The following is a 13,736-nucleotide window of genomic DNA, read 5'->3' as shown; positions in this document are numbered from 1 at the left end:
CAGAGCCGCCCAGCCGGCCCCGCCCGCCGCCTGGCGCGCCCTGGCCCGGCCGCCGCCCCGTCAGCCGCCCGGGAGTTCGAGGTCGCTCTTGTTGAGCTCCTCGATGTTCACGTCCTTGAACGTCAGCACCCGCACCTGCTTGACGAACCTGGCGGGTCGATACATGTCCCAGACCCACGCGTCAGCCATGGAGACCTCGAAGAAGACCTCGCCCTGGACCGAGTGCACCTGCATCTCGTAGTCGTTGGTGAGGTAGAACCGCCGCTCGGTCTCGATCACGTATTTGAACAGCCCGACGACGTCTCGGTACTCCCGGTAGAGCTTCAGCTCCATCTCGGTCTCGTACTTCTCGAGGTCCTCGGCGCTCATGGCATGTTCCCCTTCAGCCGTGCGTCCCCCTATTGTGCGTCAGCTTCGACCGCCCCCGGAGGATTAGGCGATTTCGGGGGCGAGAACCTGCGGGACGCGTGGAGGGCCCTCGTCGAGCAGCGTACGCAGCAGCCCGGCGAGTCTGGTCGGGTACACCGTCTCACGCGTCGCCAGGAGTTCGGCGGAGGTCCACCACCTCAGACCGGAGACACTGCGCCGCTCCAGTTCCGTGAACCCGCTCACGTCCGTGGCCGTCCGCTCGGTGCGCGCCAGGTAGTACCACTCGTCCTGTTCCCAGCGCCGCCCGTCGAACGGGAAGGAGCAGATCCGGGTCCACAGCAGCGGGCCGAGGTCCGCGCCCGTGATGCCGCTCTCCTCGGCGAGCTCCCGCAAGGCCGCCTCCTCCCGGCTCTCGTCGCCCTCCAGACCGCCGCCCGGGGTGAACCACCAGCGCGTCGAGGGGTCCTCCGGGTCGAATCCGTGCAGCAGCAGGATCCTGTCCTCGGGGTCCAGCAGGACGACCCGGGCGACCTTCCGTGCCTCAGCGGCCACCGGTGGACGCCCCCGTCCGCTTCGTCCGACGCGCGGAGCGGGCCGCGAGCGGCCCGTACACCGACCCTCCCACGATCAGCACGACCCCCAGCGCCACGGCACCCGCCTGGAGGGGCAGCGGACCCTCCTCGGACACACCGCCGGGCAGGGCGGCGAACCCCTCCGGCCTGCCGATCATGCCGTTCAGCGGCCACGCCACCGCGTCCACCCGGGCCTGTACGGCGCCGCGCGGCACCGCGCCCTGGTCGACGTCCTCCAGGTGGACCCGGGAGTCCAGCGAGCCGGTGCGCTCGTCGCCCAGGAGGAAGAGCTTGCCCTCGGGCACCCGTGCGGTGAAGTCCTGGCCGGAGGCCGGGCTGCCGCCCGAGGTCCCCGTACCGTCCGCCCGCAGATACGGTTCTTCGACGGCCTTGCCGTTGATGGTCAGCCGGCCGACGCCGTCACAGCAGGTGACCTCGTCGCCGCCCACTCCGACGACCCTCTTCACCATCGGGGCGTCGCCCCAGACCGTGTCGGTGAAGACGACCACGTCACCGCGCCTCACCTCGGCACCGTCCACCCGCTCGGCGAGGACCCGGTCCCCGGCGTTCACCGTGGGGGACATCGACGAGGTCGGCACGGTGTACGGCTTGTACACCACCGCCGCCCAGGCGAAGCCGCCGAGGAAGAGCACACAGCCGACGGCCACGGCCAGGTTCGACAGCACTCTGCCGAGCCGGCCGCGGCCGTCGTCCCCACGTCCTGTTCCGCTCATTCCAGCGCCTCCCCCATCCGAGACCGACCGTCGCTGATCCGAGTCGGCACCCTACCCGGCGGTACGCTCCCGGGTCAGCCTCCGGCGGCGCCAGAACACGAGGGGCAGTGCCCCGGCCACACCGAGCGCGCCCGGCACGGCGGCGGCGGCCGCCGCGTTCAGTCCGGGCTGGTCAAAGGTCTTCGGGACCGGCAGGGTCGACCAGCGGTTGACCGGCCAGGCCACGAGGACGGCCCGTCCGACGACCTGGTCCACGGACACCGTGCCCTGGCCGGGGAGCTCCTGGTGGTACCGGGAGTCCAGCGAGTTCTGACGGTGGTCGCCCATGACCCAGATCCGGCCCTCCGGCACGTGGATCGGACCGAAGGGCTGGTCGTCGCAGGCGCTGTTGCCCTCGAAGATGAACGACTTGTCGTCCAGCTCCTTGCCGTTGACCGTCACCGGTCCGTTCTTCTTGCACTCCACCGTGTCGCCGCCGACCGCGATGACCCGCTTGATCAGGTCCTTGTCCTTGGCGGACGGCATCAGCCCGATGAAGCTGAGGAAGTTCTGCACCGCGTTCGGCTCGGGCGTCTCGGTGCCCTCCAGCCAGCCGCCCGGGTCGTGGAAGACCACGACCTCGCCGCGCTCCGGCTCGGATCCGAACCACGGCGTCAGCTTGTCCACGAGGACCCGGTCACCCCGCTGCAAGGTGTTCTGCATGGAGTCCGAGGGGATCGAGAACGCCTGCACCAGGAAGGTCTTGATCAGCAGCGCCAGGATCAGCGCGATGCCGATGAGGAGCGGCAGCTCCTTCCAGAACGAGCGCGGCTTCTTCGGCGCCGTACCGCCGCCGCTCGCGGAACCGTCCTGCGACGCGTCCCCGCCGGGAGGCTCCGCACCCGGGGGTACGGAGCCCGGGGACGCGAAGCCGGGGGATCCGCCGTCATCCACCGGGACCCCGCCGTTCGGGGGCCGGTCCTCGGGCCCGTCGTGTCCGGATCGTGCGCCGACCGCCACGTCCCCCACATCTACTCCTCACTCCGTGCCACCGCCCGCGCCCGATCCGGCGCAGGCCCACCACTCCCATAACGAGCGGGAGTTCCGCAGGGGTCGGGAGCAGGACCATTCCGTTCAGATCCTGGTGGTCCACACTATTCGACGGATCCGCCCCCGCCGCCGTCCCGGCACGCCCGTCGGGCACGGTCGCGTACGTCCCGCGTTCCTCCAGGCCGTGCCAGTGGGCGACGGGCCAGGCGATCACCACGGCACGTCCGACGACCTGTTCCCCGGAGACCGTCCCGTGGTGCGGTTCGTCGAGGTGGAACCGCGAGTCCGCGGAATTGGACCGGTGGTCGCCCATGACGAAGAGACGGCCGGGGGGAACCTTTACCTCGAATTGGACCGTGGATGGCTCACTGTCCGGATGCAGGTACGGCTCGTCGAGCGCGACGCCGTTGACGGTGACCCTGCCGTCGGCTCCGCAGCACGCGACCGTGTCGCCCCCCACACCCACCACGCGCTTGATCAGGTCCTGCTCGTCGTCCGAGGGCAGCAGTCCGATGAAGGTCAGCAGCTCCTTGACCTGTTTCACACCGACCGGGGACTCCTCGGTGGAGGCCTCCCCCTTGGGCAGCCAGCCGCCCGGGTCCTGGAAGACGACGACGTCACCGCGCCGGGGCTCGGTCCCGAACCACGGTGTCAGCTTGTCCACCAGTACCCGGTCGCCGATCTGGATCGTCTGCTCCATCGACCCGGACGGGATCACGAAGGCCTGGACGAGGAAGGTCTTGAGCACCAGCGCGATCACCAGCGCCGCCAGCACCAGAAGGGGTATCTCCGTGAGCGCCGTCCCGCGCCTGCGGCGGCGTACCTTGCGCGCCAGCTTGCGGCGCTCGGCCCGGGTGGGCAGCGTACGGGCCCCGTCGGGCCCGCTCCCCGGTACGTGGCTGTCCGGTTCGCCGCGTCCGCGCCCCCGCCTACCCACGGTCCGCGCCCGCCGGCCGTATGCCCGCGGAGGCGATACCGGTGAAGGCGTCGGTCCCGTCCAGGGACCCGAGCCTGCCGAACGGCCAGCCGAGCCAGTCGACCCGCCCGACCACCCGGTCGACGGGCACCATGCCTCCACCGGGCTGTCCCAGGTGGTCCCGGGAGTCCCGGGAGCGGGAGCGGTGGTCACCCATCATCCACAGCCTGCCGTCGGGCACCTCGATGTCGAAGGCGACCTGGGACGGCTCGTCGCCCGGGTGCACGTACTCCTCGTCGACCGGGTCGCCGTTCACCTCGATCCGGCCCCGCTCGTCGCAGCAGACCACGTGATCGCCCCCCACGCCCACCACCCGCTTCACGAAGTCGGTCTCGACGGGCTCGCCCAGTCCCAGGGAAGCGGCCACCCCGCGCAGCAGGGAGCCCACGGAGTCGTCGCCGGGCGTCTCCGGCACGAAGGACCCGGTCCCGTCGAAGACCACCACGTCGCCGCGGCGCGGCTCGGAGCCGAAACGGTACGCCAGCTTGTTGACCAGCACCCGGTCCCCGACGCGCAGCGTGGGCTCCATCGAGCCGCTGGGGATGAGGAAGGGCTGGAGCACGAAGGCGCTGAACAGCAGCAGCGCCACGGTGCAGAGCGCCCCCAGGAGGGCCACCCGGCCCCAGGCGGTCCGTCCGGCCTCAGGGGCCGGAGCACGCGCGGAGCGCGACCCCTCCTCCGTCCCGTCCTCGGGTGCGGAGGAGCGATCGCGCTCCGTGTGTCGTGCGTCGGTGTCCATCGGGGCCGAATCCTATCCGGCCGCGTTGTGGACGCCGGAGGTGAATCAGCGGTCGCGCTTCTCCTTGATCTTCGCGGCCTTGCCACGCAGCTCACGGAGGAAGTACAGCTTGGCGCGACGGACGTCACCGCGGGTGACGAGCTCGATCTTCTCGAAGATCGGGCTGTGCACCGGGAAGGTGCGCTCGACGCCGACGCTGAAGGAGACCTTGCGGACCGTGAAGGTCTCGCTGACGCCCGAGCCCTGGCGGCGGATGACGATGCCCTTGAACTGCTGGATACGGGAGCGGCTGCCCTCGATCACGCGCACGTGGACGTTGACCGTGTCACCCGGGCGAAAGGCCGGGAGGTCGGTACGGAGGGAGGCGGCGTTGACGCCATCGAGCAGGGAAGTCATGGTGTCTGCTTTCTTCGCCGATGCCACAGGTCATCGACGGGAGAGAGTGAAGTACGAAAGGCCGATCGCGTCGGGTGGGCGTCGTTCCCCCTGTGGCAGGGGCGCACACCGGACGTACGGCTGGCCTATTCTTCCACGGCTCCGGGCCTGCGCCAAAATCGCCCCCCGGACTCCGGGGACCAGCCGAGGATCGAGAGGATCTCGCGGTCCTTCTTGTCGAAGCCGGACGCCTCGCACCGCTCGATGAGATCGGGCCGGTTGAGGGCGGTCCGGCGGAACGCCTCGTCCCTGCGCCAGCGCGCGATCTTCCCGTGGTGCCCGCTGAGCAGCACCTCAGGGATACCGCGCCCACGCCACTCCGGCGGCTTGGTGTACACCGGGCCTTCGAGCAGGTCGGCCATCGCCCCGGGAGCGAAGGAGTCGTCCCGGTGCGATTCGGCGTTGCCCAGCACGCCGGGCAGCAGCCGGGCCACGGCCTCGGTGACGACCAGGACGGCGGCCTCCCCGCCGGCCAGGACGTAGTCCCCGATGGAGACCTCCACCACGGACATCCGGGTCGCGTACTCCTCGGTCACCCTGCGGTCGATGCCCTCGTAACGGGCCGGGGCGAAGATCAGCCACGGCCGCCCGGACAGCTCCACGGCCAGTTCCTGGGTGAAGGGCCTCCCGCTGGGCGTGGGCACCACGAGCACGGGGGCGTGCGCCCCGGACTCGTACCCGTCGGCCAGGACGTCGTCCAGGGCGTCACCCCACGGCTCGGTCTTCATGACCATGCCGGGGCCGCCGCCGTAAGGGGTGTCGTCCACCGTGTTGTGCCGGTCGTACGTCCAGTCGCGCAGGTCGTGGACGTGGACGTCGAGGCGGCCCCGGGCGCGGGCCTTGCCGACGAGCGAGACGTTCAGCGGTTCGAGGTACTCCGGGAAGATCGTGACGACGTCGAGACGCATCACGCGTCGCCCTTCTCCGCCGTACCGGCCCGCTCCGCCTCGTCCGCGGCCCCGTCGGCCCCATCGGCCCCGTCGGCGTCGCGCGCGGAGGCGACGACGGCCTCGCTCTCGTCGATCAGACCGGGCGGCGGTGTGACGACGGCCCGCTGCTCCTCCAGGTCGATCTCGGCGACGATCTCCTCGACGAACGGGATCATCACCTCGCTGCCGTCCGGGCGTTCCACGATGAACAGGTCCTGGGACGGCAGATGACTGATCTCGGTGATCCGGCCGATCCCGGTGCCGTCGGCGAGGACCACGTCGAGGTCGATCAACTGGTGGTCGTAGAACTCCTCCGGGTCCTCGGGCAGTTCGGCGGGGTCGACCTCCGCGATGAGCAGGGTGTTGCGGAGCGCCTCGGCGGCCGTACGGTCCCGGACGTTCTCGAAGCCCAGCAGGAGCCTGCCGCTGTGCACGCGGCCCGTCTCGATGGTCAGGGGGCCCCGTTCCGCCGGTTCGGTGGCCAGGACGGCTCCGGGGCCGAGCCGGAGTTCGGGCTCGTCGGTGCGCACCTCGACGGTGACCTCGCCCTTGATGCCGTGGGCGCGGCCGATCCGCGCCACTACCAACTGCACGCTGTTACTCCCGGTGATGGTGTACGTACGGACGACAAAGGCCGGGGACGGCTCGAAAGCCCTCCCCGGCCCCGGCCGGTGTTCAACTCCTCAGCGGACCTGGTCCACATCGACGAGGTCGACGCGGATACCGCGGCCGCCGATGGCACCCACGACGGTACGCAGGGCGCGTGCGGTGCGGCCGTTGCGGCCGATCACCTTGCCGAGGTCTTCGGGATGGACCCTGACCTCCAGCACGCGTCCACGGCGCAGGTCACGCGAGGCGACCTGCACATCGTCGGGGTTGTCGACGATGCCCTTCACGAGGTGCTCAAGAGCCTCCTCGAGCATGCTCAGGCCTCGGTCGACTCGGTGGACGCGGCGTCAGACGCCTCGTCCGCCTTCTTGTCAGACTTCTTGGCCTTCTGCGTGATGGCCTCGCCCTTGGTCTCGTCGCCATCCAGGCTCAGGGACTCGAAGAGGGCACGCTTGTCAGCCTTGGGCTCCGGCTGCAGGAGCGGCGCGGGGGCCGGGAGACCCTTGTGGGCCTGCCAGTCACCGGTGAGCTTCAGGATCGCGAGGACCGGCTCGGTCGGCTGGGCGCCGACGGACAGCCAGTACCGCGCGCGCTCCGAGTTGACCTCGATGCGCGAGGGGTTCTGCACCGGGTGGTACAGGCCGATCTCCTCGATGGCCCGGCCGTCACGGCGGGTACGGGAGTCGGCGACGATGATGCGGTAGTGAGGCGAACGGATCTTGCCCAGACGCTTCAGCTTGATCTTGACTGCCACGGGAGTGGTGTCTCCTGGTCTCTGACGTGGTTGGGCACAACGAAGATGCCACGTGGGGTTGCGGTACTCGGGTGCCCGACGGACGCGTCAGCCGGAGGAGAGAGGGGTCCTATGCGGCTGTCGAGTACAGCTAGCCATTGTGCCACACCACATCGGGTCACCCGACCGCGACCGCCCCTTCCGGGATGCGGAAGGGCTTGCCGCATCCGCCGCAGACGATCGGCGCCTGGGCGAGGACGGACGGGACGACGCGGACGTTGCGCCCGCAGTCGCAGACGGCCTTGACGCGGACGCCTCCACCGGAGGATCCGTGCCGGGCCGCGGGACCGCGGAAGGAGCGCTTGGTGTCCGCGGCGGTGGCCACGGTGTGCGCCTTGAGGGCGCGCTGCAGCCGCTCGGCCGTCGGGCGGTATCTGCGTTTGGCCTCGGGATTCAGCGTCACCAACGAGAATCCACTGCTGGGGTGGGGCTCCTCGGCATGGTCGAGGCCCAGCTCCTCGGCGATCGCGAGGAAGCGTCGGTTGTGGTAGCGGCCGGCCCGCGAGGTGTCCCGGACACCTCGCGCGGCGGCGATTCCATGGACTGCCTCATGGAGCAGTCGTTCGAAGGAGAGCTCGGCGCCACAGGCGGACGAGGACTCTCCGATCAGGGACTCGGGGGCGGCAAGGTCCGGCAGCTCGGGGTGGTACCGCTGAATGTCGGCCCACGCCTGCGCCAGCTCTGCGGCAAGTACAGGTGGTGTCGTGCTCACGTCGTGACAACGATCGTGGGTGCTCCGGTGTTCCTATTCCAGGGCATCCCAAATAATTTGCACGTACCAGTCAGTTGTCGCTGATGCGTCCGGACGAGGTCGGGTGCGCAGATCTGCGGAGAAGTCACACAGCTCGCACCAAGGCGGTACGTAGCCTGCCGTACGCCCCGGCCTGTAGGCGGGCGCCCGGACAGCGACATTACCCCCGGCCCCGCGACGCCGCGGACCACGGTGCGGGGGCGTCGCGGGGCCGGAGCTCGACGTGCCGTGTCCAGGTGCCGGGCAGGACGGCTCGACGTGCCGCGTCCGGTGCCGGGCAGGACCGCTCGACGTGCCGCGTCCCGTGTGCCGGGTGAGACTGGGGGGAAGAGCGAGCGGCGGGCGTGCCGGTCCGGCGGCCCGGCCTCGGGCCGGTGCCGGGGCGCACGGCCGGAGCACGCGAGCGACACGGCCGCCCCACCCCGTCAGGCGTCTGGACGGGGCGGCGGACGTGGAGTCCCCGGCACCCGGGGCCGGGCGCGCCCGGTACCGCATCCGCGTGGGGGACCGTCCACCCGGGCACGACCGACCTCTCGGCGGATTGGGGCGCATTCCATGACACCCACGCTCGTCCGGCACCACACGTACGCGGCTTCGTCCGCCCCGGTGGATCCCGGTACCCGCGCCCGCGACTGGGCCGCGATCCAGGAGCGCGTGCTGGCGCCGCTCCACGAGGCCGTGTTCGACCGGCTGGAGGTCGGTGCCGGGACGCGGATGCTCTCCCTCGGCTGCGGTTCCGGGCTCGCCCTGCTCGCGGCGGCCTCGCGCGGCGCGCGCGTCACCGGCGTGGACACCGACCGCGAACGCCTCGCCCTGGCCAGGGAGCGCCTCGGGTCCGCGGGACGGGCGGAGAATTCCGGCACGTGGGCGGAGGGCTCCGGCGGACGGGCGCGGGACACGGAGCCGGCCCGGCGGGCGCGGCTCGTGGAGGGCCCGCCGTCGGCCGTCGCGACGACCGGCGCGCCGCCGTACAACCTGCTGACCGCCTTCCACCCGATCGGCTGTGCGGCCGGTGACTCCGAGGGGCTCGCGCCCGCGCTCGCGGAGGCCGTCCCGCTGGCCGTGCGGGGCGCCACCGTGGTCCTGACCGGCTGGGGGCCGCCGGAGCGGTGCGCGACGGCCCCGGTGCTGCGGGTGGCGGCCCGGCTCGCCGAGCCGGCGCGTCCCGCGCGTCCGGGCGGCTGGCGTCCGGCGCTGCGGGACGACCTGGAGGAGGTCGCGGCACGGGCCGGGCTGAAACCGGACGGTTCGGGCCGGGTGTCCTGTCCCTTCGCCTACGCCGACGTGGACAGCGCCGTACGCGGCCTGCTCTCGACCGGGCTGTTCGACGCGGCGGAGCGGGCGACCGGCCGCTCCCGGGTGGAGAAGGAGGTCGCCGAGGCCCTGCTTCCGCACCGGCGGCCCGACGGCACGGTCCGGATGCCGAACGTCTTCCGCTACCTGGTGTGCGTGACGAGGTAGCCGTCCGGCCGGAGACACGCCGAAGGGGCGCCCGCCGAGCGGGGCGCCCCTGACGTACGTACGCGTGCGGCCCGTGCCGGGGCGCCGGTCAGCCCATGAACTTCTTGAACTCGTCCGGCAGTTCGAAGTTCTTGTCGCCCTCGGCCGGCAGGTTGAACGCCCCGCCCTGCGCCGCCTGCTCACGACGGGCCGCGGCGGCCTGCTCCTCGGCCTTGCGCTTCATCGGGTTGCCGCTCTTGCGCTTGCCCTTGGCCTGCTTGACCTGCTTCTTCTGGCGGCCGGGGCCACCCCCCATGCCGGGCATCCCGGGCATGCCCGGCATCCCGCCGCCCTGGGCCATCTTCGACATCATCTTGCGGGCCTCGAAGAAGCGCTCCACGAGGTTCTTCACCGCGGAGACCTCGACCCCGGACCCCTTGGCGATACGGGCCCGGCGGGAGCCGTTGATGAGCGTCGGCTCGGCGCGTTCCCTCGGCGTCATCGACTTGATGATCGCGGCCGTGCGGTCGACGTCGCGCTCGTCGATGTTGTTGATCTGGTCCTTGATCTGCCCCATGCCGGGCAGCATCCCGAGCAGCTTGGAGATGGAGCCCATCTTGCGGACCTGCTCCATCTGCGCCAGGAAGTCGTCGAGCGTGAAGTCCTTGCCCTTGCTCGACGCCAGCTTGGAGGCCATCTTGGCGGCCTCTTCCTGGCTGAACGTCTTCTCCGCCTGCTCGATCAGGGTGAGCAGGTCACCCATGTCGAGGATGCGCGAGGCCATGCGGTCGGGGTGGAAGGCGTCGAAGTCCTCCAGCTTCTCACCGTTCGACGCGAACATGATCTGCTTGCCCGTGACATGGGCGATCGACAGGGCGGCACCGCCGCGGGCGTCGCCGTCGAGCTTGGAGAGCACGACACCGTCGAAGCCGACGCCGTCGCGGAAGGCCTCGGCGGTGTTGACCGCGTCCTGGCCGATCATCGCGTCGACGACGAAGAGGATCTCGTCGGGGCTGACGGCGTCGCGGATGTCCGCGGCCTGCCGCATCAGCTCCTCGTCGATGCCGAGACGGCCGGCGGTGTCGACGATGACGATGTCATGGACCTTGGCCGTGGCGTACTCGACGGAGTCCTTGGCCACCTTGACCGGGTCGCCCACGCCGTTGCCCGGCTCCGGCGCGTACACCGCGACGCCCGCGCGGTCGGCGACGACGCTCAGCTGGTTGACGGCGTTGGGGCGCTGGAGGTCACAGGCGACCAGCAGTGGGGAGTGGCCCTGGCCCTTGAGCCAGAGGCCGAGCTTGCCCGCGAGGGTGGTCTTACCCGCGCCCTGGAGACCGGCGAGCATGATCACGGTGGGCGGGTTCTTGGCGAACCGGAGCCGCCGGGTCTCGCCGCCGAGGATGGAGACGAGCTCCTCGTTGACGATCTTGATCATCTGCTGCGCCGGGTTCAGCGCCTGGGAGACCTCCACGCCCCGGGCCCGTTCCTTGACCTTGGCGATGAAGGACCGGACCACGGGCAGGGCGACATCGGCTTCGAGCAGGGCGATACGGATCTCGCGAGCCGTGGCGTCGATGTCCGCCTCGGACAAGCGGCCCTTGCCCCTGAGGTTCTTGAAAGTCGCGGCAAGGCGGTCGGAGAGAGTATCGAACACGGCGCTCGTCGGTCCTCAGGGTCGGGGGTAATCGGATGCAGTACCCCAGGGTATCCGGCTCGCGGGAAACGACGGTCTCCGCCCGGAAGAAACCCGGGCGGAGACCACGTGCGCGCATCCCGTCCGCGGGGAGCGCCGGGCGCCCGTTCCGGCGGCCCCGCCGCGCGGACGGTCCGTCCCCGCGTGCCGGCCCGTCCCGGGGCGGGCCCTCCCGCGCGTCACTCCCGCAGGGCCGCCTCGACCGCCCTGGCCAGTGCCTCCGCGGCCGGGGGCGGCAAGGTTTCGCCGGCCGCGTCGGTGACGTAGAAGGCGTCCACCGCGTTCGCCCCGAGCGTCGAGACGTGGGCGCTGCGCACCCGTACCCCGCTCTGCTCCAGGGCCCGGCCGATCCGGTGCAGCAGCCCCGGGGCGTCCTGGGCGCGTACCTCGATGACCGTGGCCAGGCGGGAGCCCGCCGGGGCGACGGTCACCCGGGGAGGCGGCGCCTTCGCCCCGCGCCGCCGGGGTGAGGCGGCCTCGCGTTCGGCGAGGCGGGCCCGGATGTCCAGGGAGCCGTCCAGGGCGCGTACGAGATCGGCGTGGAGCCGGGCGGTCGCCGGGAGGGAGCCGTACGCGGCGGCGACCCGCCAGCTCAGCACCAGCAGGCCGGCCGATCCGCCCAGCCCGGTGGGGAGTTCGACGGCGCGCAGGTCGGCGGCGCGGACGGTGAGCCGGTGCAGGGCGAGCACCCCGGCGGCGGCCGGCAGGACACCGGGCCGGTCCGGCAGGGCGATGTGGAGTTCGACGCCGACGGGTTCGGGGTCGCCGTCCTCCGGGGCGGGTTCCGGCTCGGCGCGCAGGGCGAGGACGGGTCCGCCGGTGCGCAGGGCCTCGACGGCGAGGCGCTCCTGCTCGGCGCCGACGGCGAGCGGTTCCGGTCCGGCGGGCTCCTCCCCCGCCAGCAGGGCGGCGACGCGCCGGACGAGGCCGGTGACGAGCGAGGCGCGCCAGGAGCTCCAGGCGGCCGGTCCGGTGGCCAGCGCGTCGGCCTCGGTGAGGGCGTGCAGCAGTTCCAGGGTGGAGGCGCTGCCCACGGCGTCGGCGACCGCGCGCACGGTCGCCGGGTCGTCCAGGTCGCGCCGGGTGGCGGTCTCGACGAGCAGCAGGTGGTGGCGTACGAGGGTGGCGAGGACGGCCGTGTCCCGCTGGTCGAATCCGATGCGGGCGGCCGTGTCGCGGGCGATGACCTCGCCGGTCACCGCGTGGTCGCCGGGCCGGCCCTTGCCGAGGTCGTGGAGCAGGGCGGCGACCAGGAGGAGGTCGGGACGGCCGACGCGGCGGGTGAGGAAGGAGGCGCGTACGGCCGTCTCGACCAGGTGCCGGTCGACGGTCCAGGTGTGCACGGGGTTGCGCTGCGGGCGGCAGCGGACCCGTTCCCAGTCGGGCAGCAGCCGGGCGACGATGCCCTCCGCTTCGAGCGCCTCCCAGACGGCGACGGTGGACTCACCGGCGCCGAGCAGGGTGACGAACTCCTCCCGGGCCTCGGCGGGCCAGGGCACCGGGAGCGGCGGGGCACCGGTCCGCAGGTGCCGGACGAGGTGGCGGGAGAGCGGGAGCCCGGACTCGGCGGCGGCGGCCGCGGCCCGGAGGGTGAGGACGGGGTCCTTGTCCGGGCGCGCGGTGCGGGCGAGGACCACCTCGCCGTCCGCCTCGACGACTCCTTCGGCGAGCGGGACGCGTTCGGGGGCGTTCCTGGAGCCGCCTTTCAGGAGCCCGCGCAGCCGGGGCCGCGCGGAGCGGGCCCGCAGGACACGCTCGACCTCGCGCCAGGTGACGTCGGTGGCGTAGGAGACGGTGCGGGCGGCCTCGTAGACCTGGCGCAGCAGGGCGTCCGCGTCGAGGAGACCGAGGGCGGCGGCGACCTGGTCCTGCTCCTGGAGGGCGAGGCGGTCGGTGGAGCGGCCGGTGGTGAGGTGGAGGGCGTCGCGTACGTCGAGGAGGGCGCGGCGGGCCTCGGCGAGGCCTTCGCGGGGGGCGTCGGCGACCCAGGAGGCGGCGACGGCGCGCAGCGCGGTGGCGTCGCGAAGGCCGCCGTGTGCCTCCTTGAGGTCGGGTTCCAGGAGGTAGGGGAGTTCGCCGGCGCGCTCGGCCCGTTCCCGGCAGAGCGCGGCGAGGGCGGGCAGCCGCCTGTGGGCCTGGTTGCGCCAGTCGGTGAGGATCTCGGAGCGCAGGGCGGCGACGCGCCCGAGGTCGCCGGCGACGGCGCGGGCGTCGAGGAGGCCGAGCTGGACCTTGAGGTCGTCCGCCGCGGCCTTCCGGACCTCCGCGTGGGTGCGTACGGAGTGGTCGAGGGCCAGGCCGAGGTCCCAGACCGGGTACCAGACGCGGTCGGCGAGGGCGGCGACGGCCGCGGGTCCGGCGCTGCCGTCGTGCAGGAGCAGCAGGTCGAGGTCGCTGCGCGGGGAGAGTTCGCCCCGGCCGTATCCGCCGACCGCGACGAGGGCGGCGCCGCGTACCCCGGTCTGCGCGGCGGCGGTGGTGAACAGCGCGGTCAGCCAGTCGTCGGTGAGCCGGGCCAGGGCGGCACGGCGCGGCGGCCCGGACCGCGCCTCCCGCTGGAGGAGGCGCAGCCGGGCCGCCGCGTAGCCGCTGGGTCCCGGGTTCTCCGCTTCGGTGGTCACATCGGTCCGGGTCACCCAGGTGCCTTCCGTCGGGTCGTTCGGG

At 72.3% G+C, this 13,736-nt stretch carries 15 protein-coding genes; 1 reads left to right on the top strand and 14 read right to left on the bottom strand.

Translation table 11 applies throughout. The features are described from left to right. Positions 1 to 60: 60 nt before the first annotated feature. The 12 genes from B9S64_RS24170 to B9S64_RS24115 all read right to left on the bottom strand — a co-directional run bounded on the left by B9S64_RS24170 (position 61) and on the right by B9S64_RS24115 (position 7,897). Positions 61 to 369 (bottom strand): DUF2469 domain-containing protein, encoded by a 309-nt coding sequence (locus tag B9S64_RS24170; RefSeq protein ID WP_003965949.1) that lies wholly within the window; start codon positions 367 to 369, stop codon positions 61 to 63. A 63-nt stretch (positions 370 to 432) separates the two neighbouring features. Then, positions 433 to 921, bottom strand: coding sequence for an NUDIX hydrolase (locus B9S64_RS24165; RefSeq protein ID WP_103488713.1), 489 nt, complete (start codon positions 919 to 921; stop codon positions 433 to 435). Continuing rightward, positions 911 to 1,675, bottom strand: coding sequence for a signal peptidase I (gene lepB / locus B9S64_RS24160; RefSeq protein ID WP_103488714.1), 765 nt, complete (start codon positions 1,673 to 1,675; stop codon positions 911 to 913). The genes B9S64_RS24165 and lepB (B9S64_RS24160) overlap by 11 nt, the downstream gene beginning before the upstream one ends. Positions 1,676 to 1,726: 51 nt before the next feature. Next, the gene (gene lepB / locus B9S64_RS24155; RefSeq protein WP_103488721.1) at positions 1,727 to 2,674 is read right to left on the bottom strand and encodes a signal peptidase I; all 948 of its coding nucleotides are present in this window, start codon (positions 2,672 to 2,674) and stop codon (positions 1,727 to 1,729) included. Then, positions 2,601 to 3,641 (bottom strand): signal peptidase I, encoded by a 1,041-nt coding sequence (lepB, locus tag B9S64_RS24150; RefSeq protein WP_103488715.1) that lies wholly within the window; start codon positions 3,639 to 3,641, stop codon positions 2,601 to 2,603. The genes lepB (B9S64_RS24155) and lepB (B9S64_RS24150) overlap by 74 nt, the downstream gene beginning before the upstream one ends. Next, a complete protein-coding gene (lepB, locus tag B9S64_RS24145) occupies positions 3,634 to 4,419 on the bottom strand; it encodes a signal peptidase I (RefSeq protein WP_103488716.1) in 786 nt (261 codons plus the stop codon). The genes lepB (B9S64_RS24150) and lepB (B9S64_RS24145) overlap by 8 nt, the downstream gene beginning before the upstream one ends. Positions 4,420 to 4,464: 45 nt before the next feature. Continuing rightward, positions 4,465 to 4,815, bottom strand: coding sequence for a 50S ribosomal protein L19 (rplS, locus tag B9S64_RS24140; protein WP_028443269.1), 351 nt, complete (start codon positions 4,813 to 4,815; stop codon positions 4,465 to 4,467). 125 nt (positions 4,816 to 4,940) lie between these two features. Then, positions 4,941 to 5,762 (bottom strand): tRNA (guanosine(37)-N1)-methyltransferase TrmD, encoded by an 822-nt coding sequence (trmD, locus tag B9S64_RS24135; RefSeq protein WP_103488717.1) that lies wholly within the window; start codon positions 5,760 to 5,762, stop codon positions 4,941 to 4,943. After that, on the bottom strand, positions 5,762 to 6,376 hold the full coding sequence (rimM, locus tag B9S64_RS24130) for a ribosome maturation factor RimM (RefSeq protein WP_103488718.1): 615 nt from the start codon (positions 6,374 to 6,376) through the stop codon (positions 5,762 to 5,764). Before rimM ends, trmD begins: the two co-directional genes overlap by 1 nt. A 90-nt stretch (positions 6,377 to 6,466) precedes the next feature. Beyond that, positions 6,467 to 6,706 carry an RNA-binding protein gene (locus tag B9S64_RS24125; protein ID WP_014048589.1) on the bottom strand — a complete coding sequence of 80 codons (240 nt, stop codon included), beginning with the start codon at positions 6,704 to 6,706 and terminating at the stop codon, positions 6,467 to 6,469. A gap of 2 nt (positions 6,707 to 6,708) precedes the next feature. Beyond that, positions 6,709 to 7,146, bottom strand: coding sequence for a 30S ribosomal protein S16 (rpsP, locus tag B9S64_RS24120; protein ID WP_103488719.1), 438 nt, complete (start codon positions 7,144 to 7,146; stop codon positions 6,709 to 6,711). A gap of 157 nt (positions 7,147 to 7,303) precedes the next feature. Continuing rightward, positions 7,304 to 7,897 (bottom strand): hypothetical protein, encoded by a 594-nt coding sequence (locus tag B9S64_RS24115; RefSeq protein ID WP_014153813.1) that lies wholly within the window; start codon positions 7,895 to 7,897, stop codon positions 7,304 to 7,306. A gap of 594 nt (positions 7,898 to 8,491) precedes the next feature. Between B9S64_RS24115 and B9S64_RS24110 the strand changes: the two genes are divergently transcribed. Further along, positions 8,492 to 9,397, top strand: a complete 906-nt coding sequence (locus tag B9S64_RS24110) for a methyltransferase domain-containing protein (RefSeq protein WP_109492109.1) — start codon at positions 8,492 to 8,494, stop codon at positions 9,395 to 9,397. An 88-nt stretch (positions 9,398 to 9,485) separates the two neighbouring features. On the opposite strand, the gene ffh is transcribed toward B9S64_RS24110, so the two are convergent. After that, the gene (ffh, locus tag B9S64_RS24105) at positions 9,486 to 11,033 is read right to left on the bottom strand and encodes a signal recognition particle protein (RefSeq protein WP_103488484.1); all 1,548 of its coding nucleotides are present in this window, start codon (positions 11,031 to 11,033) and stop codon (positions 9,486 to 9,488) included. Between the two features lie 218 nt (positions 11,034 to 11,251). Further along, the gene (locus B9S64_RS24100; RefSeq protein ID WP_103488483.1) at positions 11,252 to 13,708 is read right to left on the bottom strand and encodes a [protein-PII] uridylyltransferase; all 2,457 of its coding nucleotides are present in this window, start codon (positions 13,706 to 13,708) and stop codon (positions 11,252 to 11,254) included. Positions 13,709 to 13,736 lie beyond the last annotated feature (28 nt).

It is taken from the genome of Streptomyces sp. SM18 (assembly GCF_002910775.2).
GTDB classification, from domain to species: Bacteria; Actinomycetota; Actinomycetes; order Streptomycetales; family Streptomycetaceae; genus Streptomyces; species Streptomyces halstedii.
Note: the sequence above shows the minus strand (reverse complement) of the source record. Positions and strands in the feature narration are given on the sequence as shown.